The organism is Nocardia sp. NPDC023852 (assembly GCF_040639505.1).
Lineage (GTDB): Bacteria > Actinomycetota > Actinomycetes > Mycobacteriales > Mycobacteriaceae > Nocardia.
The window spans coordinates 1-21,118 of the sequence record NZ_JBFAAB010000011.1 but is presented as its reverse complement, the minus strand read 5'-3'; the positions used below and the strand labels follow the sequence as shown (position 1 = coordinate 21,118).

Below are 21,118 nucleotides of genomic sequence, written 5' to 3'. Positions count from 1 at the left end.
CGGCAGCTGGCGTAACCACGTAGGGCCCCGCTCATGCCGTGATGGACACAGCGTGAGCGGGGAAGTGACTTCCCTCCCTCCGGTCGATGTGCTCGATTCGGTCGGTCCCGACCCGGACCGAGCCAACGAACGAGAAAGCAGACCAGCCGCTCACCGCTGCCCGGTGAGCGGCTCGTCTGCGTTCAACCCTCAGGAGGCGGTGCATTCCTCACGGAATCCCGGCATCCAGGTGCGCACGAGTGGCATGAACGGCAGCTCGGCGTCCAGTTGGGCCAGGATTCCGACGGAACCGCTGAGTACCCGGAAGATCATCACGAACTCGGCTGGAAGCTGAAGTGCCCGTGCGGTTTTCATCTCGGGGCTGGAGAGGTCGGAGGCCCTGCCCGCCACACGCTGCATCCACTTGCGGGTGAAGTGGAACGAGTCGGTCTGGATCGGGTCGGTGAACGGCCGCAGATAGTCGGCGATCTCCTGATGGGTGACGACCCGCCCGGGAATTACCCAGCCGTGGTCGTACATCAGCTCGGTGAATTCGGCGAAGCGCTCCTCGACCGCCAGGGCCAGCATCCGGCCGAGCACCGGTGGGAAGCCGCCGGGCATCGGCGCACATGCTCCGAAGTCGATTACGGCGAGCTTGCCGTCGGGCAGCATCATGAAGTTGCCCGGGTGGGGGTCGACGTGCAGCAGTTCGACGATCTCCGGGGCGGAGAAGTGGAACCGGCACATCAGACCCGCGACTCGATTGCGCAGCGCGCGGGTGCCCACCGGATCCTCCGCCCCCTGCGCGATGATCGCGGAAACAGCGGTGCCGTCCAACCATTCGGTGACGATCACCTTCGGAGCGCTTGCCACCACTTTCGGCACCACGATTTCGCCGTGCCCGTCGAAACCCTTGGCGAAGGCGCGCTGGTTGGCCGCCTCGTTGCGGTAGTCCAGCTCCTCCTCGGTGCGCTCGGTGATCTCGGCGAGGATCGGCTTCACATCCGAGCCCGGGATCACCGACCCGATCAGACCGGTCATCCGAGACAGCGTCTTGAGATCTGCGCGCAGCGCCTCGTCCGCGCCCGGGTACTGGACTTTTACCGCGACTGTTCGCCCGTCCGACCACACCGCTTTGTGCACTTGGCCGATGCTGGCCGACGCGGCCGGAGTGTCGTCGAATTCACGGAAGCGCCGCCGCCACTGGGTGCCGAGCTGCTGGTCGAGCACGCGGTGGACGGTCGCGGCGGGCATCGGCGGCGCGGCGGCCTGCAGCTTGGTGAGCGCCTCACGGTAGTGCTCACCGAACTCCTCCGGGACCGCGGCCTCCATCACGCTGAGCGCCTGCCCGAACTTCATCGCGCCGCCCTTGAGTTCACCCAATATGGTGAACAACTGCTGGGCGGCCTTCTGGTTGAGTTGGGCGTTGATCGCGGACTTGTCGCCTCCGGCGAGCTTCTTGCCGAACCCCACGGCGGCCCGCCCGGCGATGCCCAGCGGAATCTTGGCTAGTTTGGCATTCCGGGAGGCGGGACGGCGCACGATCTCAGACACGTACCCATCATGGCGGACGGACCCGTGGATTTGCCATGGCAATCTTGATCACTGCTACTTCCAGCGGTGAGGCCAGCGGAAACCTGAGCACACCCACACTGAGGGTGGCGGGCGAATCGGCGCAACCGCCGTCATCGTGATCGGGCTCCCCGGCATCACTGCGGGGAATGGTCATCGCTGGCCGGGCTCGCCGCGCGCAGTTGGCCGGCGGGAGGTTCGCTTGGGCAGACTCGGCATCAGGCGTTCGCCCCAGCGGAAAACGCACGGCATCCGCAGGCGGCATGCGGTGCCCATCGCCGTCGCTCGACCAGATGCGAATCAAGCTCCAATTCGAGCGTGGTGTCCAGGGTCTCTGGTGCCCGACGCGCCGAGCACGCCAGGATCGCCTCGAGTTCGCCGAGCGCAAGCGCCGCGGTGGCCGCGATCCCGGCCGGCGAGGCGTGTCCGACCCGCCCGAGGAGTTGGGCGGCCAGGTGCGGCCACTCGGGATCGTAGTCGCAGCGGGTCAGGTCCAGGCAGCGCAGGCAGCTGGTTTCGCCGGGCAGCACGAACGGGCCGATCAAACCGAAACCATCCCGGATGCGCAGTTGTAGATGCGGAATCCGATGTAGCACAAGGTCATTGACCAGACTCGGGTCGGGCATCAGAGCGTCGGCGAGTACCACGACGTCGGACCGCCACGTGCGCACCGCCGCCGCGTCGGGTGAATGGTCGCGCGAGCGGGTCGGGCGTACTCCGAGGGTGCGCAGTCCGGCCGAGACCGCGTCCGACAACGGGCCCAGCCCATGCACACGCACCGCCCGGACCCGCCCAGCCCGGTCCTCGGGGTGGTCGAGTAGCCCGGCCTGGTCGATCACAGTGAGCAGCGCCACGGCGCGCTCGGGATCGATACCGCATTCCCCGGCCCGCCAGATGATCTGCGGCTGGGTCCGCAGGCCGTCCAGTAGCCGCAGGAACGCGAGCACGGTCTCGGCGTCCATGTCCTCGGGCCCGAGCACCAGGGCGGTCTCCGGGTCCCATCCGAGCTGGACGACGCCGGAGGGGCGGGTCAGGACGGTCACCCTCGGCCGCAACCTCGGACCGCGACACATCGTTGTCATGGTTAGAAGTATGCAAACCACATACTGTGCGATTCGCCCTGAAACCCGAGGTTATCCACAGGTTTTCGGTTATCAACAGGGCGCCTCAGGCGGACGTGCCGCCGTCCTTGCCCAGATCGGGGCCGCTGTCCCGCTGCTCGCGCTCGGCCTGCTCGCGCGCCTCGGTCTCGGCGAGTTGCGCGAGCGGATCGTCGAACGCCGTGGTCCCGCCACCGATCACCGAGTCGATGAAGCCGGCGGGGGAGTCCAAGTCGTTCGTATCCGGCAGCAGATCGGGGTGTGCCCACACGCCGTCACGCGCGGTCATGCCCGCGTCTGTGGTGAGCCTGCGCCACAGCGCCGCCGCCTCGCGCAGTTTGCGCGGGCGTAATTCCAGGCCGACCAGGGTCACGAAAGTCTGCTCGGCCGGGCCGCCGGTGGCGCGGCGCCGGCGCAGCGTCTCGGCCAGCGCGCCCGCGCCGGGCAGCCGATCGCCCACGGCGTCGGTCACCACGACCTGCACCCAGCCCTCGATCAGCGCGAGCAGCGTCTCCAGGCGCTCGAGCGCCTGCTTCTGCTCCGGCGTGTTCTGCGGTTCGAACGTGCCCTGCGCCAGGATCTCCTCGAGCTTCGAGGGATCGGCCAGCGCCATCGGGTCGATACCCTGCGCGGCCTGCTCCATCGCGGAGAAGTCCATGCGGATGCCACGCGCGTAGTCCTCGACCGCGCCGAGCACCTGCTGGCGGAGCCACGGCACATGCGCGAACAGTCGCTGATGGGCCGCTTCACGCGCGGCGAGGAACACCATGATCTCGCTCTCCGGCTGTTCGAGACCCGCACTGAACTCCGAGATCGCCGCGGGCAGCAGCGCCGCGGTGCCGGTGGGGCCCAGCGGGAGGCCGATGTCGGTGGAGGTCAGCACCTCCTTGGCAAGCTGGCCGAGCGCCTGACCGAGCTGCGAGCCGAAGGCAAGACCGCCCATCTGACCGAGCATGCCGACCATCGGCGCGGCGAACTCCCTGGCCTCCTCGGGCAGCGACGACGTCCACATCCCGGAGATCTGTTCGGCCACCGGGTCGCACAGCCGCTGCCAGGTGGACAGGGTCTGCTCGATCCAGTCGTTGGCGGTCCACGCGACCGTCTTGGTGGCGCCCGCGGGCAGGGTGGTCGCGCCGTCCAGCCACAGTTCGGCCAGGTGCGCGGCGTCGGTCACTGCGCTCGTGGTGCTCGACGACACCGGCGCGACGGTCGAGCCGAGCTGTTGGCGGGCCAGTCGCTTGGCGACGTCGTAGTTCACCGGCCCGGCCTGTCCCGAGCCCGGCTGCCCCATGCCGCTGAGCATCTGTCCCAGTGAGGTCAGCATCTGTCCGAGCTGTGCAGGGTCGAACCCGCCCGCGCCGGACCCACCGATCCCGAAGCCGAGCGGACCGTTCGGACCCGGACCGCTCGGCTCGTCGCCGCGCTTGCGATCGTCGTCGTCGCGGTTCGAGAATCCGAAGGGGAGGTCACTCATACCCCTTACGTTACGCGTGAAGCACAGTGTCCTGACGTTCGCGCAACGCGAAACCGGAGGACGCGCGCGACGGCGAAATGGCCGCCTCCGCCGCCGGCGACGGCGACGATCACTACTGTGGTCCAGGTGAATCGTCGGATCCTCACTCTTGTGGCCGCCCTGATCCCCGTGCTCGTGCTAGGTGTCGTCGGCAGCGTGCTCACTGTGCCGTTCGTCGCACTCGGCCCCGGTCCCACTTTCAACACTCTCGGCGAGGTGGACGGCAAGGAGGTCGTGGACGTCAAGGGTGCGCAGCTGGATCCGACCACCGGGCATCTCAACATGACCACGGTGGCGGTGCGCGACAGGCTGAGTATCTTCGAGGCGTTCGGCTTCTGGGCCAGCGGCAAACACGGTCTGGTGCCGCGCGCGGAGGTCTACCCGCCCGGTGTGTCGCGTGACGAGATCGACAAATCCAACCAGCAGGAGTTCAAGGACTCCGAGGGCAATGCCGAGGTCGCGGCGCTGCACTACCTGAATCTGCCGACCGTGGTGCTGCTGCGCAAGGTCTCCGACGACGGCCCGGCCAATGGGGTGTTGCGCGCCGGCGACGAGCTGGTCAGCGTCAACGGCGCGCCCGTGACCGTGCCCAAGGACGTCGTCACCGCGGTGTCGTCGCAGGCGCCCGGTAGCTCATTGACCGTGGTGTACCGGCGGGACAACGCCGAGCAGACCGCGACACTCACCCTCGGCACCCGCCCCGACGACGCGACCAAGGGCTACCTCGGCGTGACGCCGGGCGAAGGCGCGCGCCCGCCCATGCGGGTCGCCTTCAACCTCGCGGACATCGGCGGGCCTTCGGCCGGCCTGATGTTCAGCCTCGCGTTGATCGACAAGCTCACTCCCGGCCCGCTGGACGGCGGTAAGTTCGTGGCGGGCACCGGGACCATCGATGGGGACGGCAAGGTCGGTCCGATCGGCGGCATCCAGTACAAGATGATGGCCGCGCGTGAGGCGGGCGCGGAGACCTTCCTCGTTCCCGCCGCCAACTGCAATGAGGCCGCGCAGCGGACACCGGATGGCCTGCGGCTGGTAAAGGTCGAGAGCCTCACCGGCGCCGTGCAATCGCTCAACGAGCTCACCGCGGGCAAGGACACCGTCAGCTGCCGGTGAGGCTCATTCCAGCGTGTGGTGCAGTGCCTCGATGAGGTTCGGCGCCAGGTTGGGGTAGGTGCGCAGGTCGAGGTCGCCGAAGTCGTCGGCGTCGTCGGCGTCTTCCTCGGGGCGCAGCTGCAGCAGGCACAGCGAGGCCCCTTCGCGCAGCGCCGCAGCGAACAACCGCGCCTCCCTGCGCTCAGGATGTGCCTCGGCGGCGGCCCGGGCGGCCGCGTCGGCTGCCTCGTGGTCGGCGAGCAGCGGAGCGAACGCGTCGTCCAGCGTGGATTCGGCGTCAGGCGGCAGCACCACGATCTCCTGGACCAGTACACAGCCCCGAACGGCGGGGGGCCAGCTCGTGGTGGCCAGGAATTCGTCCAGCGCCATCGACCCGCCGGTCACATCGTCCGGGAACGCCTCCTGGGCAACGGGAGTGAGTTCGTCCCCGGCGTCGAGCTGATCTATCAGCTCGGGCTGGGCAGCGACCAGATCGGCGGTGGGCACCAGCGCGAACATCTGCGGCGGACGACCCCAACCCTCGGCGTCGACGAAGTCCGCCACCTCCCGGACGGAACGGGCGAGGACGAGTTCGGCGTGCAGGTCTGCGGTCACGGAAACATCCAACCAAATCGGCGTTCCGGACGATCACGAACCCGGGTGATCGGTCGTCACGAGCGACAAGGCAACCCTGGCAGCTACGCCGTGTCCGATTTCCGTAGAGTGGGCGGGACGGTCCGGAAGGACCACCCGCAACATCGGACTGCGGCGCATCGGCCGGGCGTATCGGTGCGAGTGCCGTCTGACCTTGGAGAGTGGCATCGTGGGCATGCGGCCCCCCACCGGCTTACCTTCGCTGTCCCGACGCAGCCGTGTGCTGCTGGTGGCGGCCATCGTCCTTGCGGCGTTACTGCTACTCGGTCCGCGACTGACCGACACCTATACGAACTGGTTGTGGTTCGGCGAGGTCGGCTTCCGCAACGTGTATCTCACCGTGCTGCGGACCCGAATCCTGCTCTTCCTCGTCGTGGCGATCTTCGTCGGTCTCGTCGTCTGGTTGGCGTTGCTGCTCGCCTACCGGTCCAGGCCGGTTTTCGTGCCGGTGGCGGGCCCGAACGATCCGATCGCGCGGTACCGCACCACCGTGATGAGCAGGCTGCGGTTGTTCGGCGTCGGCATTCCCGTGCTGCTCGGCCTGCTCTCCGGCCTGGTGGCGCAGTCGAATTGGGTGACGGTGCAGTTGTTCCTGAACGGTGGCTCGTTCGGCGAGAAGGACCCCCAGTTCCATCTGGATGTCGGCTTCTACGCGTTCGACCTTCCGTTCTATCGGATGGTGCTGAACTGGTTGTTCGTCGCGGGGGTCATCGCGTTCTTCGCCAGCCTGGTCACCCACTACGTCTTCGGCGGCCTGCGGCTGAGCGGGCGCGAGGGCACGCTCACTCGGCCCGCGCGCATCCAATTGGCGGTTCTTGCCGGGCTTTTCGTGCTGCTCAAGGCGATCGCTTACTGGTTCGACCGGTATGAGCTGCTGTCCAGCAGCCGCAAGGAGCCCACCTTCACCGGCGGTTCCTTCACCGACATCAATGCGGTGCTTCCCGCCAAGCTCATCCTGTTGTCCATCGCCGTCATCTGCGCGATCGCGTTCTTCGCCGGCATAGTGCTGCGCGATCTTCGCGTGCCCGCGATGGCTGCCGCGCTGCTTGTGCTGTCCTCGATCCTGGTCGGCGCGGTATGGCCGCTGGTGGTCGAACAGTTCTCGGTCCGCCCCAACGCCGCCGACAAGGAGAGCGACTACATCGAACGAAATATCGCCGCGACCAGGCAGGCGTTCGGCATCACCGACGACAGGATCGACTACAAGGACTACTTGGGCGAGAGTAAGAAAAGCCCGCTCGCCGTTCCGGTGGACGCCGCGACCATCGGCAACGCCCGGCTGCTCGACCCGAACATCCTCTCGCCCACTTTCACCCAGCTGCGTCAGCTGAAGAATTTCTACGGCTTCCCCGAGTCGCTGGACATCGACCGCTACAACCTCGACGGCGACGTGCAGGACTACATCGTCGCCGCGCGTGAGCTGTCGCCCGCCGCGCTGAGCGGCAACCAGACCGACTGGATCAACAAGCACACCGTCTACACCCATGGCAACGGCTTCGTCGCCGCCCCCGCCAACCGAGTCAACAAGCCGCAATCCGAGGACCCCAACGCGACCGGAGGTAGTAGCGACAGTGGCTACCCGATCTTCATGGTCAGCGACCTGTTCACGCCGTCGGACAAGCAGCGGATCAAGGTGGACCAGCCGCGCGTCTACTTCGGCGAGCTGATCTCACAGTCCAACCCGGACTACGCGATCGTCGGCGCGATGGACAGCCAGCGTCCGCGCGAGTACGACTCCGACACCGCGCAATACACCTACACCGGCAAGGGCGGTGTGCCGATCGGCAACTGGTTCAACCGCCTCGCCTTCGCGGCCAAGTACGCCGAACGCAACATCCTGTTCTCTTCGGCCATCGCCGACGACTCCAAGATCATCTACAACCGCAGTCCGCGTGAGCGGGTGCAGAAGGTCGCGCCGTGGCTGACCACTGACGGCAACGCCTATCCGGCTGTCGTCGGCGGCCGCATCGTCTGGATCGTCGACGCCTACACCACCCTGGACAACTACCCGTACGCGCAGACGACCTCGCTGGAGGGTGCGGTCGAGGACAGTATCGACAAGAAGACCGGCAGGCTGCTGCCGCGCAAGTCGGTCAGCTACATCCGGAACTCGGTCAAGGCCACGGTCGACGCTTATGACGGCACCGTCACGCTGTACGAGACAGACTCCTCGGATCCGGTGTTGAAGGCGTGGCGCGGAGTGTTCCCCGGCGCGGTGAAGCCGGAGAGCGAAATTTCGCCGGACCTGCGGGCGCACTTCCGCTACCCGGAGGACCTGTTCAAGGTCCAGCGCGAGATGCTGACCAAGTATCACGTGGACGATCCACGCGAATTCTTCACCAACAACGCGTTCTGGTCGGTGCCTGCCGACCCGACCACCGAAGGCGGGACGACCGCGAACCAGCCGCCGTACTACGTGCTGCTCGGCGACCCGCAGACGAACAAGCCGACGTTCAACTTGACCAGCGCCATGGTCGGTTACAACCGGCAGTTCCTGTCGGCCTACATCTCGGTACGGTCGGATCCGGACGGGTACGGCAAGTTCACCATCCTGCGATTGCCCACCGACACCCAGACATTGGGTCCACAGCAGACGCAGAACCGAATGACGACGGCGCCGGAGGTCTCGCGTGAGAAGACGCTGCTGTCCAACTCGAACAAGATCAAATACGGCAACCTACTGACTCTGCCGATCGCCGACGGCGGGATCCTCTACGTCGAGCCGTTCTACAACGAGCGCAACACGGGTCCGAACACCGCGACCTTCCCACAGCTGTTGCGGGTGTTGGTGAGCTACCGAGACGAAGCGGGCAGCGTCAAGGTGGGCTATGCCTCGACGCTCGCCGAGGCATTGAACCAAGTGATCCCGGGCGCCGGTGCACTGGCGACGCCGTTCGGCGGTGATTCGGGTACCAGGCCGAGACCCGGCACGATTCCGCCGCCGGTCGATCAAGGCAGCGGGACCGCCAACGGCGTCACCCCGCCACCCGCGGTCACCCCGCCGCCGTCGACGGGATCGTCCTCCGGCAAGGACGCCGCGGCGGCCGAGCTGAACCGGAAGATCGAGAACGTGCGCACCGCCATGCGCAGCGGAAACTTCCAGGACTTCGGTAGGGCGCTGGACGAGCTGGAGGCCGCCGTCAAGGCGTATCAAGACGCTGGACGCTGAGCGTGGGAGGCTGCGCGTGAGGTAGCGCGGCGGGCGAGCCAGGTGCACGAAATGGGGCTGCAATCCGAGGGGATTGCAGCCCCATTTCGTGGGTAGCTGGTGTCAGCGGCCGAGCGAGTCGACGATCGCGCTGTTCTGCTGCAGGAGCAGCTGGTAAGGGCCTTCCAAGCCGTACTGCTTCGCCAGCTCGCCTGCGGCCGACTTGGCCTGCTCGACCACGGACTCGGCGTGCTCCGGGGCAGGTGTGGCGAGGGTCTGCTCCGGCACGGCCGCGGGCTCGGGCTCGGGCTCGGGCTTGCCGGCACGCAGGTACTGACCGCACACCGGCCACGCGCCGGCGCCCTGTGTGTCGAGCACGTTCTCCGCGACGCGGATCTGTTCTTCCTTGCTAGCGGTGTGCGCAGAGCCACGACCACCGTTGGCAGCCCAGGTGCTCTGGGAGAACTGCAGACCGCCGTAGTAGCCGTTTCCGGTGTTGATTCCCCAGTTGCCACCGCTCTCGCACTGTGCGACACCGTCCCAGTTGTGGGCCGGCGCGGCGGAGGCCGTAGCGGTGGAGAGTGCGAACGGGACGGCAACAAGAGCGCCGGTGACGGCGGCGAGGCCGAGGGCGCGGGTGCTGAACTTCCGGTTCTCAGTCATGGTGGTTTCCCTCCCTGCGCCCGCCGGCACGGCGATGGGGCATGCCGTGTCCCTGTCCCCAGGTCGTCGGGGATCCTCGAACCGCGGGACAGGGTCACCGGTGTTCGGCGGTTCGAGTTCGAGCCCATCACGGTTGATCCGGGCCGTGGACTGAAGGTAACGAAGAAATCTCAGCAGATCACATCTCGATAACGCCAGAATTGCCTGAAGCGAATAACTCGAATATCGACGTTTTTGCAGGTGGAAACGGCACCAACACGCCGTTGGGACGGTAAGTTATCGCATCGTTATGTGATTGAGATCACTATGAAATAGTGAGGCGCATCACGTTTGAATCGCTCGCCTGATGGCCAAGAGGTGCAGGCGCCGCACGGTTGGGGTCGCGGGCCATTCCCCGCCGCTGTGATCCGGGCCTCTCTGGCTGCCGATCGCACGCCCACTTCTGTGCCTCCTCGTGCCGGTAAACCAGGTGAATTTCCTCTTGACCTGGCGATTTGCAGAGCTCGCTAACCCGTGTGTAATGTTGTATTCACCGACGCGGGGTGGAGCAGCTCGGTAGCTCGCTGGGCTCATAACCCAGAGGTCGCAGGTTCAAATCCTGTCCCCGCTACAAGCGAGAAGGCCCTCGGAGAACATCTCCGGGGGCCTTCTTCGTGCCCATCTCTCGGTGGGTCCACCCCTCCGCCCCGCCCTGGCAGTTCTCGATCGGCGGGCCACTTAGTCACACGCGTGGCATTCGGACCGGCGTGTGCGCCACTTCGGCTCCTCGGCTCCCTAGGAGATCGCCGAGCTGCTCCGTATACCTCTGACCCATACGAATCAGTCGATCGAATTCGTGTCCAGCCCGGTCGGCGGTTATACGGATTTCCGAGCGAATGCGGCGGAATGGTATCCCATACTTTTCCGAAAGGGATTGTGGCATAAGGCGACAGACGTCACCGGTGGGCATCGAGGAACCTATGCAAGATATCGAGGTGGCCCTGAGCTCACCGGAAGTAATCAGCTCACAGATCGGCGAGATCCGGCGTGTGCGATACGTGTCGATCGACGGAGTCGGCGGGATCTCGTTGCCGCCAGGCCATATGTAGGCGAAGAGGCAGATCGGCTGGTGCCGAGTGGACTCGGTCACCGCCACGGTGGGCGATGGTGCATACGACCGAGACGAAGAGTGTCTCGTTGTGGTTGCTGGAGGTACTGGAGCCGTCGTCCAAGCGATCGTCCTCCTACGCTGTGGCCGTGTTGGCGTTGACCTGTCCGATGGCCGTCGAACTGGGGATTCGTGCTGCGTGATCGGTCGAGAACGGTCGGTCGATTCGGGTCACCCGGAGGGGATGCGGGTGGTTGACTAGCTGTGTGCTGGCTGTCCCGGCCGCACCTCAGCAATCCATGTCAGGAGGCACCGGAATGCCCACTCATGACGGAAGCTGGCCGCAAGGAACGCCGTGTTGGGTTGACTGCCAGGTCGACGACACCACACGTGCTCGCGAATTCTATGGCGAACTCTTCGGCTGGGAGATCGAAGACAGCCCGCCCGAGGCGGGCGGATATCTGATGGCCATGCGGGGCGGCCGTCCGGCCGCGGGCATCGGGCCCAAGCCCGACGGCATGCCGATGCCTTCGGTCTGGACCACCTACATCGCCACCGACAGCGCCGACGCGGTCGCCGCAAAGGTCACCGCCGCGAGCGGTTCCCTGATGATGCCGCCGTTCGACGTGCTCGACGTCGGCCGGATGTTCGTCGCCGCGGACCCCACCGGTGCGGTCTTCGGAGTGTGGGAAGCCAAGGCCCACGGCGGGGCGGGCGTCTACAACGAGCACGGCGCCTACTGCTGGAACGAGCTGCACACCGACGACTACAAGCAGGCCCAGGAGTTCTACGCCGAAGTCTTCGGCTGGCACTACACCGAGATCGGCGACGGGCAGAACTTCGTCTACTCCACCTTCAGCTTGGCTGCGGACGGCGATCCCGTCGGCGGTATCAACGATTCGACCAAGACGCCGGGCGACAACCCGGCGTACTGGCTGGCGTGGTTCCAGGTCGACAACACAGATGGCGCGCTGGCCAAGGCGGGCGAGCTGGGCGCCACCGTCATGATGGGGCCCGACGACAGTCCGTTCGGTCGCATGGGCGTCGTGCAGGGCCCGCAGGGCGAGGTCTTCGGCGTCATCGATCCGACGACCACCGTCGGCGAACCGCCGACCGGTTCCTGACAGACTGCGGCGGGGTGGTGCGAGCCGCCGCCCCGCCTTTGGACTCACGGCAATCGCGCCGCCTGCCGTTCGTCCTCGTCCGTGCAGCGATCGAGCTGGTGCGCAGCTCGACCGTCGCCGGACCCGCGCTGGATTCCACGGCGGCCGGCGACCTGGTGACAGCGACCCCTCGAGTCGTCGCCCATGGCGAGCCCCGCCGCCGTGGACACCTTCACACCGTGTCGAGGTAGAAGCGGAGGGCGGTGATGTGGGTTGCCCCGGTAGCGAACTCGACGACCGCGACCCCGTGCGTGTCGCCGAGCCGGATGCTCGCCGTGACGGTGCGACCGGCGGCGATCACCTTGCTCCAGCGCATGTTCCGTATCCGTCTGGTGAATTGCTCCACCGAAACCGGTGTGCCCGCAGGCAATTCGATCTCGGCCCGGTCGCCGAGCAGGTCACGCACCCGGAGCGGGTTCGTGCTCGCGGCGGCGGCGAAGACCCTCGTCGTCATGCGTTTCCCGGTGCGACCGACGCTGCGGAACGCCCGCATCATTCCGATCATTCCGCCGATACCCTGGTTGGCGATCAGCTGCGGTCCGAGTTTCAGCGCGGCGCCGAGTCCGGGCGCTCCCGTGCGGAGCAGCTGCCAGATCATCGCGGCCAGCTCCCAGTGCGCGGCGAGGTCGGCGATCCTCCAGACCCCGTCCTCCTCGATGAGGCGGTAGCGCAGATGCATCGGGACGTACACCGTGGCGCCGGTCGACATAGTGATCACTATGGTGAGGTCGCGCAGTACTGTCGGTGGGCACACCACGTCGCGTTCGACCCGGAACGCAATGGTGTTCGGGCCGATGAAGGTGTCGTAGAACCGTTCGATGGCGCGGCGGCCGATGTGCGGGCGAGAGCCGACCGGGTCGTTGACTTCGGCCTCTGCGGCGAACAGGTCGACCCATGCGGATCTGTCGTGCGCGGCGACCGCGCGCGGTGAAGCCGCGACGGCGGTCAGCAGTGCTGCGGCCGAGGGGTCCAGCGGCATGGCGGTACCTCCGTTGTCGCGGGCGGTGGCTCGACACATGGTAGAACATGTTCTAGTTTGATGTCGTCTTCCGGTGGATCTCAGCGCAGTTGTCCTCCTAAGCGATGCATGAACGTTTCAATGGTTGCCTCCCGGACTACAGTCGAGCCATGGGCATCGAGTATTCGAGCGTCATCGATCTTCCTCGGTCCGAAGTCTTCGCCTGGCACGCCCGCCCCGGGGCGCTCAGCCGGCTCGCCCCGCCCTGGCAGCCGGTACTGCCCCGCGCCGAAGCGGACTCACTGTCCGACGGACAGGCCGTGCTCGGCCTGCCGGGTGGGCTGCGTTGGGTGGCCCGGCACGATCCCCACGAGTACGACCCGCCGCACCGGTTCGTCGACGCGGTCACCGTGGACGGCCTGTGTTCGCTGCCCGCCGGTCTGGTGCCCTGGCGGCATACGCACGATTTCGAGGTTGTCGACGAGACGCACACCCGGGTCGTGGATCGGGTCGACGCGCCGGCGCCCGCCGCGGTGCTGCGGCCCATGCTCGCCTTCCGGCATCGTCAGCTCGCCGACGACTTGGCGGCGCACGCGCGGGCGATGCGGTCCGGCTTCGAGGCCGAGACCATCGCGGTGACCGGGGCGTCCGGCCTGGTCGGCTCGGCGCTGAAGGCGTTCCTGACCACCGGAGGGCACACCGTGCTCAGGCTGGTCCGTCACCCGCCGCGCGCCGCGGACGAAAGGCAGTGGGACACCGAGAATCCCGCGCCGAACCTGCTGGACGGCGTGGACGCGGTGGTGCACCTGGCCGGCGCGTCGATCGCGGGCCGGTTCACCGAGAAACACAAACGCGTTGTCGCCGACAGCCGGATCGGGCCGACTCGCAGGCTCGCCGAGGTCGCGGCGCGGGCAGCGGTGCCGGTCTTCGTCAGTGCCTCCGCCATCGGTTACTACGGTTATGACCGCGGCGACGAGACTCTGACGGAGAATGCCGCGCGTGGAGACGGTTTCCTTGCTGACCTGGTCGACGACTGGGAAGACGCATCGCGCCCCGCCGCCGAGTCCGGCGTCCGGGTGGTGCGGGTGCGCACCGGGATCGTGCAGTCCCCGCGCGGTGGCACCCTGCGCCTGCTGCGCCCGCTGTTCGCCGCTGGGCTGGGGGGACGCATCGGCGATGGTCGTCAATGGCTGGCCTGGATCGGGCTGGATGACCTGATCGATGTCTACCACCGTGCACTGTGGGACGGGCGCATGTCCGGTCCGGTCAATGCGGTTGCCCCGCAGCCCGTCCGCAATGCGGAGTACACGAAGGTCCTGGCCGGAGTACTGCACCGGCCCGCGCTGCTTCCGGTGCCAGGATTCGGCCCGGCCCTGCTCCTCGGTCGCGAAGGCAACCGGGAACTGGCCTGCGCCAGCCAGCGCGCGGTTCCCGAACGGCTGGAGCAGGTCGGTCACCCATTCCGCGCACCCGGATTGGAGTCGGCGCTGCGGCACTTGCTCGGCAAGTCCGCGCACTGAGCCGAGTCGGTCCGTGCCGCGACTGCTGCCGTCCCCGTGTCGAGGTTGCGATGCATCAGCCAGGCATCGTTATGAGTCGGACCGGTACCTGACCCGGCAACCGGAGGGCGTAGCTCGGGCCACGTGAGAATCACGCCACAGTCGGACGTTGTTCAGCGAGAAACGCCGACGGATCGCGGCAGCGGTCATGCGAGCCGGTCGGCGGCGTCGACCAGGCTCTGGATGCGCTCGACGTCCTCAGGAAGGAAGACCCCCTCCCATCCCGGCCCGCCGACGAGAACCCGGGCGTCCGCGTCGACGCAGGCGCGCACCGCGGAGGTCAAGGCGGTGGATTCCTGCTGCGACCACAGCAGCACCGCGGCGGGACGGTCGAACCGGGCCAGGGTGTCGGCGAGCGCGCCTGCGGGCACGTCGGCGCCGAGCATTCGCGCGCCGATGCCGCGTTCGGCCAAGGCCGCGCGCAGCACCTCGAGTGGAAGCGAATGCGTCTCGCCGCTGGTGCAGGCCAGTACCACTGGCGTCGGGCTCGGCAATTCCGGCGGCGGATTGGTGCGGTGCAGCACCGAGATGATGCACCAGGAGAGCAGGTGCTCGACATCGATGCATCGCTCGCCGCCGAGTTGGCGGCCGACGATGTCGGCGAAGGCGGGGCGGCACAACAGGTTCCATGTGTCCACCACGCCGAAGGCGCGGACGTGTGCCGCCAACTGATTCGACACCGACCTGGTGTCCAGTGCGAAGGCCGCGGCCAGCAGCGACGCGCGCTCCCCGAGCAGGGGAGCCGGTCCGCGCACCGCCGCCGCGGCTCCCGCCGGACTCGCTCCCGCGCGGATCAGAGTCAGCATGCGCTCGAGCATGGCGATGTCGGCTTCGGTGTACAGGCGGTGCTTGCCGGGTCGGTGCTGTGGCGGTCCGATGTTGTAGCGACGATTCCAGCTGCGCAAGGTCGCCGTCGGGATGCCGAGGCGTTCGGCCACCACGCGCACCGTGTATCCGGCCGTGTCTGACACGGGGACGGAACCGGAGGGCATCGCACTATTCTGCCCGCCCGGATCGGTCGGACCCGCTCCGCCTGGTTGGCCGTGGCTCGAGGGCGGGCCGGTGCGGTAGGGCTACGCCGTCGCGTCAGCGGGATCGAGGCGCAGATCAGTCCACAGCTGCATCGATAGTGCATCGTTAGCTGGTACCGTGGAGTCTGTCGCCGGTTTTCTAGGAGTTCGCGTGACCTGTTGCAGAACACCACGATTGTCCGCTCGTCTCCCTGCGAGGCCTCGCCGCCGTATTCGCCGCGGCGACCCTGGTCACAGGCGAGGCTGCCGCGGCGCCCACACCGGCCCCGGTCACCGGCCCCGCGCCGGTTTCGAGTCAGGACCTGGCCGACCTCGGCACCTGGCGGGAGTGCGAACAGTGACCCGCTGTCTCTCCAGCCAGGTATGCGGCCGATGACCGTCACGATCGCCCTTTTCACCCGCGACCTTCGAGTCCGCGACAATCCGGTGCTGACCGCAGCGCACCGGGAAGGTGCGGCAGTCGTCCCGCTGTTCGTTCTCGACGACGCCATCCTGCCCGGTCGATTCACCGCCCCGAACCGGGCGCGATTCCTGGCCGCTGCCCTCGCGGAGTTGGACGGCGAACTACGGGCCATCGGGGGCAGGCTGGTGCTCCGCCGTGGCGATGTGGTCGCCGAGGTCGACCGGGTGGTCGCCCAGGTGCATGCCGAGAGTGTGCACGTCGCCGCGGACGTGAGCGGTTACAGCAGGCAGCGCGAACGTGCACTCCGCGAGCGGCTGGCGAGACGTGACTGTCTGGTGCACAAACATGCCTCAACGATCACGGCCTCCGATCCGGAGGCGCTGATCCCTTCGACCGGGCGCGACCACTTCACCGTCTTCACGCCGTACTTTCGCCGCTGGTGCGCGACGCACTGGCGCACGAGGCTCGGCAAGCCACGTGACCTCACGCTGCCGAGAGTGGTGAGTTTGCCGCTGCCGGACGCGGGCGAGTTGTGCTCGGGCCCCGCATCGCCGCAGCTCGCCGTCGGTGGCGAGACGACAGGGCGAAAGATGATGTGGGACTGGCTGTCCGGGCCGAGCGCGGACTATGCGCGGTGCAGTGACGACCTCGGCGCCGACGCCACCTCGCGGTTGTCGCCGTATCTGCATTTCGGGTGCGTGTCCCCGGTGGAGCTGATGCATCGGGTCGACATGTCCACCGACGGCGGGCACGCGTTCGCCAGGCAGCTGGCCTGGCGCGACTTCCACCATCAGCTGCTGGCCGCTCGCCCGGCGGCAGCGTGGTCGGACTACCGCGACCGCTCGAGCCGGTGGCGCGACGATCCGCAGGCTGTCGACGCATGGCGCGACGGCCACACCGGGCACCCGATCGTGGACGCCGGGATGCGCCAGCTGCGCGCGGAGGGCTGGATGCCGGGCCGGGCCCGGCTGATCGCCGCCAGCTTTCTGGCCAAGTCGTTGCGGGTGGACTGGCGCGTCGGCGCGGAGCACTTCCTGTACTGGCTGGTCGATGCGGATCTGGCGAACAATCAGCTGAACTGGCAGTGGGTCGCGGGAACCGGGACCGACACCAGGCCGAACCGGGTGCTCAACCCGCTGCGCCAAGCCGAGCGCTACGACCCGGACGGTGAGTATGTGCGGCGGTGGATACCCGAGCTGGCGCATTTGCCCGGCGCCCACATACACCGGCCGTGGCGGGGGAACGTCGATCCGGCCGACTATCCCGCGCCGATCGTCGACTGCGTCGGCATGTAGCGTCGGTCGAAGCCACCCGCTGAGGCAGAGTCGACGCGAAGCCGGTGGGCGGGTCGTCGAGAATCGCCGCGCCGTGGCCTGCGCCGACGAGTTGGTGTGCGACGACGCTGCCTGTGTAGCCATGGCTCCCCGGACCGGTGGTCGCAGGATGTCGGGTCGGCGAGTCCGGCGGCGGGTGAGGGCCCCTGGCAGACTGGGGCGATGGCGACCGTAGTGGCATTCCACGCCCACCCGGACGACGAGACGCTGCTGACCGGGGGAACACTGGCCAAACTCTCGGCCGCCGGGCATCGGACGGCGCTCGTGGTGGCCACCGACGGGCACATGGCCGATCTGCACGGTCGAAAGGCGTTGCGGCTGAGGGAATTGGAGGCCGCCGCCGCTGCTCTGGGCGTCGCGCGGGTGGCACATCTCGGCTACGCGGACAGCGGCCACGGAGCCGTGCTCTACGCCGATCCGCCGGATCGAATGCGATTCGCGCGCGCCGGGATCGAGGAGGCGGCCCAGCGTCTGGCGGCAATCCTGCGGGACGAGAACGCCGAAGTTTTGTTGAGTTACGACCGCAACGGCGGTTACGGACATCGCGACCACGTCCGTGTGCACGAGGTCGGCGCCCGTGCGGCCGAGCTGGCCGGGGTGTCGCGCGTCCTCGACGCCACCATGCCCCGCGAAAGCCTCACGCGCCTCGTGCATGTGCTCGAGCGGTTGCGGGTTCCGCTGGGCAACGACCTATCGGCACTCGACTCGCTGTACAGTCCGCGCTCGGAGATCACCCACCGTGTCGACGTCAGCGGATTCGCTTGCTCGCGCAAAGCCGCTCTGGCCGCGCATCGTTCGATCATCGAGGGCGCCAGCCGCTTCGCCACCATCGCCGGCGTGCTGCTACGCCTGCCCACGCCGATCCTGGGGCGCGTGATGCGCTGGGAATGGTTCGTCGAGGAAGGCGCCGCCCCGACTTCCGGCGGCCCACTCGATGACATCTTCCAGCCCGCGCACCGCCCTCATGGGAAGACGTCCTGATCAGAGGCACACGGCTACGGTGTTCGCCACCAGGTGCCGTTGATCTCTAAGCGACCTCGAGCGACTTCCATACTAAATCACCCGACCTGCCGTGCCGTGACTGCCGCGTGAACGTTGCCGACCGGCGGGCTGAGCGCGATTGCGGCTCGCCGCCTCTGGTTCGCGGGGCAGGACGACCGTGAAGGTCGCGCCGCGGCCCGGTTCGGTGTCCACCGACACCCGGCCGCCGTGGGCGGTGACGAGCGCCTGCACGATGGACAAGCCGAGGCCGCTGCCGCCACTGGTACGGGTACGCGACGTGTCGGTGCGGTAGAAGCGTTCGAAGACTCGGGTGGCTGCTTCGGGAGACAGGCCGGGACCTGAGTCGATCACGTCGATACGGACCCGGTCGGGCAGCGGACTGAGCCGCACTGTGATCGGTGTCTCCGGCGGGGTGTGGGTGACCGCGTTGCCGAGCAGGTTGGCCAGCACCTGGCGGAGTCGGGCCTCGTCGCCGATCACATCCATAGTTCCTTCGCCGTCACCGATCAGCAGCGTGATCGGCCGGTCCGGTGCGGTGGGTGTCGTCTTCTGGCGGGCGGCCATGGCTTGCGCACTGTGCACGGCGTCCCCGGTGAGGGCGAGCAGATCGACGGATTCGCGCGCCAGCGGGCGCTTCTCGTCCAGCCGCGCCAGCAGCAGCAGATCCTCGACGAGCAGGCCCATCCGTTCGGCTTCCGCCTCGATCCGGCCGACCACCATCCGGGCGTCGGAGCTGGCGCCCTGCCGATACAGCTCGGCGAATCCACGAATCGTGGTGAGCGGCGTCCGTAATTCGTGACTGGCGTCCGCGACGAACCGGCGCATTCGTGCCTCCGAGCGCCTGGCGGCTTCCTCGGACGCCTCGGTCGCGGCCACACCGTGCTGGATCTGCGCGAGCATCTCGTTCAACGACCTAGCCAGATGATCGACTTCGGTGTCGACCCCGCGCACCGGAACGCGCCGGTGCAGGTCGCCGCCCGCGATCGCCGCCGCGGTCTCCTCTACCTCGCGTAGCGGCCGCAGGCTGCGCCGGATGACGAGGTACCCGATGGCACCGAGCGCGAGCAAAGCCATTGCACCGGTGCCGATCTCGATATAGATCAGCCTCGAAACCGTCTCCTGGTTGTCGGTCAGCGGCAGGCCGATAGTGGTCGAACCGTACTTGTTGGTGGTGGTGAGCACCCGCCAGCGCACCGACGACTCGCCCGTGGACCCGACCGTCACCGGGGTATCGGCCCGCTGGCCGCCGAGATCCGGTGTGCCGGCGGAACCGTTGTTGCCGGGCACCTCCACGTACACCTGTCCGTCGGTGCCCTTGCGTAATTCGAAGAACCGGCGCGGCTGTTCGCCCGCCGATCGGGGCTGCACCGGCACGGCGGGCAAGTCGGCCGGAACCCATTGCACCCGACCGTCTTGGGTGGTCACCTGTTTCATGGGGCGTGGTTCGGCCCACGACCGGGCCGAGTCGTAGAGCTGCTCGTCGGTGCGTCGGGTCAGCGACCGGCTCAGCGCCGAGGTCACCGCGGTCCCCGACGCGAACAACGCCGCTGCCGTCAGCAGCAACAGGACGATAACCAGCCCCACCCGCAGCGGGACCGCCGACACCCGCCGCGACAGCCTCGCTCGCGCGTTCACGCCTGGCTCGATTGTGGTTCGCGCAGCACGTATCCCACGCCACGCAGCGTGTGCAGCAGCTTCGGCTCGCTGGTGTCGATCTTGCGCCGCAGATACGAGACATACGACTCCACCACGCCCGCATCGCCGCCGAAGTCGTAGCGCCACACGTGGTCCAGGATCTTCGGCTTGCTCAGCACCTTGCCCGCGTTGACCATGAAGTATCGCAGCAGGGTGAACTCGGTGGGTGACAACGCCACCGGCGCACCCGCCTTCCACACTTCGTGACTGTCCTCATCGAGCACCAGATCGCTCACCGCGATACGGTGGGCGCCCTCTTCCACGGAGCGTTTTCCGCTGCGGCGCAGGATCACGCGCAGTCGTGCGATGACCTCCTCCAGGCTGAACGGTTTGGTCACATAGTCGTCAGCGCCGAGGGTCAGTCCGGCGAGCTTGTCTTCGACGTCGTCGCGCGCGGTCAGCAACAGCACGGGCGCGGCCACGCCGTCGGCCCGCAATCGTCGCAGCAGCCCGAACCCATCCATCCCTGGCATCATCACGTCGACGATGAGGGCATCCGGGCGAAACGCGCGCACCTTGTCCAGGCCGTCGGCGCCGCTGATCGCGGTCGCCACGTCGAAGCCCTGAAAACGCAGGCTCACCGCGAGCAATTCGACGATCATCGGTTCGTCGTCGATGACGAGGACGCGGGCTTCGGTTTCGGTACTGGTCATGAGCCCATGATCGCGCCGAAGGCAGCGCGCAACCTCTGAGGAAGCTGGGTATTTTCTGTGAGCACCGGCGTACCGAACACCGCATGGCCGCGTCGCACGATCGCGACGCGGCCATCACGGTTCGATCGGGCTCAGCTGCCGGTCGGCGCGGTCAGGTCGTATACCGTGATACCTCTGTATTTGTCAAGCGGCATCGGTATGGCGGGTGAGTGTGGTTCGGGCCGCCTGTCTTTCGTCTCGGATCATGGTTCGCCAACATCGGTCGGCGAGGCGTCGTTTCAAGCAGCGCTTGGCTTCTTTTGGTGACTTCCCTTCGCCGATCTTCTTGTCGTAGTACCTGCGCCCGACGCTGGTCCTCATCCGGATCTGGATCATCGCAATGGTGTGCAGAGCGGAGTTCAACTCCCGGTCGCCATAGCGCGAGAGTCGATGGCGAGATGACTCGGCACTAGCAATTTCGACAGGTGCGGTGCCGGTGTAGTTGGCGTAAGCGGCGGCGTTGGGGAACCGGC

17 protein-coding genes and 1 tRNA gene are annotated in these 21,118 nt (G+C 67.5%); 8 read left to right on the top strand and 10 right to left on the bottom strand.

The annotated features are described in order from the left end of the window. Positions 1–189: 189 nt before the first annotated feature. The 3 genes from AB0H00_RS16760 to AB0H00_RS16750 form a co-directional block, all read right to left on the bottom strand. Positions 190–1,533 carry an AarF/UbiB family protein gene (locus AB0H00_RS16760; protein ID WP_357266701.1) on the bottom strand — a complete coding sequence of 448 codons (1,344 nt, stop codon included), beginning with the start codon at positions 1,531–1,533 and terminating at the stop codon, positions 190–192. A 236-nt stretch (positions 1,534–1,769) separates the two neighbouring features. Further along, positions 1,770–2,633 (bottom strand): hypothetical protein, encoded by an 864-nt coding sequence (locus AB0H00_RS16755; protein WP_357266698.1) that lies wholly within the window; start codon positions 2,631–2,633, stop codon positions 1,770–1,772. A gap of 85 nt (positions 2,634–2,718) precedes the next feature. Continuing rightward, entirely contained in the window at positions 2,719–4,125 is a 1,407-nt protein-coding gene (locus AB0H00_RS16750) for a zinc-dependent metalloprotease (protein ID WP_357266695.1), read from the bottom strand. 126 nt (positions 4,126–4,251) lie between these two features. Here AB0H00_RS16750 and AB0H00_RS16745 point away from each other — a divergent pair, with 126 nt between their 5' ends. Beyond that, positions 4,252–5,277, top strand: coding sequence for a PDZ domain-containing protein (locus tag AB0H00_RS16745; RefSeq protein ID WP_357266692.1), 1,026 nt, complete (start codon positions 4,252–4,254; stop codon positions 5,275–5,277). A gap of 3 nt (positions 5,278–5,280) precedes the next feature. Here the strand turns inward: AB0H00_RS16745 and AB0H00_RS16740 are convergent, their stop codons facing one another. Further along, on the bottom strand, positions 5,281–5,871 hold the full coding sequence (locus tag AB0H00_RS16740; protein ID WP_357266689.1) for a PPA1309 family protein: 591 nt from the start codon (positions 5,869–5,871) through the stop codon (positions 5,281–5,283). Between the two features lie 208 nt (positions 5,872–6,079). Between AB0H00_RS16740 and AB0H00_RS16735 the strand changes: the two genes are divergently transcribed. Further along, complete coding sequence (locus AB0H00_RS16735; protein ID WP_357266687.1) at positions 6,080–9,079, top strand: UPF0182 family protein; 3,000 nt, start codon at positions 6,080–6,082, stop codon at positions 9,077–9,079. A gap of 102 nt (positions 9,080–9,181) precedes the next feature. Here AB0H00_RS16735 and AB0H00_RS16730 read toward each other — a convergent pair whose 3' ends face one another. Further along, positions 9,182–9,721, bottom strand: coding sequence for a transglycosylase family protein (locus tag AB0H00_RS16730; protein ID WP_357266684.1), 540 nt, complete (start codon positions 9,719–9,721; stop codon positions 9,182–9,184). Between the two features lie 536 nt (positions 9,722–10,257). Between AB0H00_RS16730 and AB0H00_RS16725 the strand changes: the two genes are divergently transcribed. The 3 genes from AB0H00_RS16725 (at position 10,258) to AB0H00_RS16715 (ending at position 11,932) form a co-directional block, all read left to right on the top strand. Continuing rightward, a tRNA-Met gene (locus AB0H00_RS16725) sits at positions 10,258–10,331 on the top strand. A 533-nt stretch (positions 10,332–10,864) separates the two neighbouring features. Then, positions 10,865–11,011, top strand: coding sequence for a hypothetical protein (locus AB0H00_RS16720; protein ID WP_357266681.1), 147 nt, complete (start codon positions 10,865–10,867; stop codon positions 11,009–11,011). A gap of 114 nt (positions 11,012–11,125) precedes the next feature. Further along, entirely contained in the window at positions 11,126–11,932 is an 807-nt protein-coding gene (locus tag AB0H00_RS16715) for a VOC family protein (protein ID WP_357266678.1), read from the top strand. Between the two features lie 211 nt (positions 11,933–12,143). Here AB0H00_RS16715 and AB0H00_RS16710 read toward each other — a convergent pair whose 3' ends face one another. Further along, positions 12,144–12,950, bottom strand: coding sequence for a nuclear transport factor 2 family protein (locus tag AB0H00_RS16710; RefSeq protein ID WP_357266675.1), 807 nt, complete (start codon positions 12,948–12,950; stop codon positions 12,144–12,146). Positions 12,951–13,099: 149 nt separating this feature from the next. On the opposite strand from AB0H00_RS16710, the gene AB0H00_RS16705 reads away from it, so the two are divergent. Then, positions 13,100–14,449, top strand: coding sequence for a TIGR01777 family oxidoreductase (locus tag AB0H00_RS16705; protein ID WP_357266672.1), 1,350 nt, complete (start codon positions 13,100–13,102; stop codon positions 14,447–14,449). A 185-nt stretch (positions 14,450–14,634) separates the two neighbouring features. Here the strand turns inward: AB0H00_RS16705 and AB0H00_RS16700 are convergent, their stop codons facing one another. Beyond that, a complete protein-coding gene (locus tag AB0H00_RS16700; RefSeq protein WP_357266669.1) occupies positions 14,635–15,480 on the bottom strand; it encodes a MerR family transcriptional regulator in 846 nt (281 codons plus the stop codon). A 411-nt stretch (positions 15,481–15,891) separates the two neighbouring features. On the opposite strand from AB0H00_RS16700, the gene AB0H00_RS16695 reads away from it, so the two are divergent. Together AB0H00_RS16695 and AB0H00_RS16690 are read left to right on the top strand one after the other, a co-directional pair. Beyond that, complete coding sequence (locus tag AB0H00_RS16695; RefSeq protein WP_357266666.1) at positions 15,892–17,217, top strand: deoxyribodipyrimidine photo-lyase; 1,326 nt, start codon at positions 15,892–15,894, stop codon at positions 17,215–17,217. Positions 17,218–17,418: 201 nt separating this feature from the next. Beyond that, entirely contained in the window at positions 17,419–18,237 is an 819-nt protein-coding gene (locus AB0H00_RS16690) for a PIG-L family deacetylase (RefSeq protein ID WP_357266663.1), read from the top strand. A gap of 72 nt (positions 18,238–18,309) precedes the next feature. Here AB0H00_RS16690 and AB0H00_RS16685 read toward each other — a convergent pair whose 3' ends face one another. The 3 genes from AB0H00_RS16685 to AB0H00_RS16675 form a co-directional block, all read right to left on the bottom strand. Next, the gene (locus AB0H00_RS16685; RefSeq protein WP_357266660.1) at positions 18,310–19,893 is read right to left on the bottom strand and encodes a HAMP domain-containing sensor histidine kinase; all 1,584 of its coding nucleotides are present in this window, start codon (positions 19,891–19,893) and stop codon (positions 18,310–18,312) included. Next, on the bottom strand, positions 19,890–20,606 hold the full coding sequence (locus AB0H00_RS16680; RefSeq protein WP_357266657.1) for a response regulator transcription factor: 717 nt from the start codon (positions 20,604–20,606) through the stop codon (positions 19,890–19,892). The genes AB0H00_RS16685 and AB0H00_RS16680 overlap by 4 nt, the downstream gene beginning before the upstream one ends. A 183-nt stretch (positions 20,607–20,789) precedes the next feature. Further along, the coding region (locus AB0H00_RS16675) for a transposase (protein WP_357266654.1) at positions 20,790–21,118 on the bottom strand (329 nt) is incomplete at its 5' end.

What these genes read in the sequence shown, in the direction of transcription:
- AB0H00_RS16755 (WP_357266698.1), bottom strand. Translation starts at nt 2,633, where the DNA reads ATGACAACGATGTGTCGCGGTCCGAGGTTGCGGCCGAGGGTGACCGTC.
- AB0H00_RS16750 (WP_357266695.1), bottom strand. Translation starts at nt 4,125, where the DNA reads ATGAGTGACCTCCCCTTCGGATTCTCGAACCGCGACGACGACGATCGC.
- AB0H00_RS16730 (WP_357266684.1), bottom strand. Translation starts at nt 9,721, where the DNA reads ATGACTGAGAACCGGAAGTTCAGCACCCGCGCCCTCGGCCTCGCCGCC.
- AB0H00_RS16720 (WP_357266681.1), top strand. Translation starts at nt 10,865, where the DNA reads ATGGTGCATACGACCGAGACGAAGAGTGTCTCGTTGTGGTTGCTGGAG.
- AB0H00_RS16715 (WP_357266678.1), top strand. Translation starts at nt 11,126, where the DNA reads ATGCCCACTCATGACGGAAGCTGGCCGCAAGGAACGCCGTGTTGGGTT.
- AB0H00_RS16710 (WP_357266675.1), bottom strand. Translation starts at nt 12,950, where the DNA reads ATGCCGCTGGACCCCTCGGCCGCAGCACTGCTGACCGCCGTCGCGGCT.
- AB0H00_RS16705 (WP_357266672.1), top strand. Translation starts at nt 13,100, where the DNA reads ATGGGCATCGAGTATTCGAGCGTCATCGATCTTCCTCGGTCCGAAGTC.
- AB0H00_RS16700 (WP_357266669.1), bottom strand. Translation starts at nt 15,480, where the DNA reads ATGCCCTCCGGTTCCGTCCCCGTGTCAGACACGGCCGGATACACGGTG.
- AB0H00_RS16695 (WP_357266666.1), top strand. Translation starts at nt 15,892, where the DNA reads ATGACCGTCACGATCGCCCTTTTCACCCGCGACCTTCGAGTCCGCGAC.
- AB0H00_RS16690 (WP_357266663.1), top strand. Translation starts at nt 17,419, where the DNA reads ATGGCGACCGTAGTGGCATTCCACGCCCACCCGGACGACGAGACGCTG.
- AB0H00_RS16680 (WP_357266657.1), bottom strand. Translation starts at nt 20,606, where the DNA reads ATGACCAGTACCGAAACCGAAGCCCGCGTCCTCGTCATCGACGACGAA.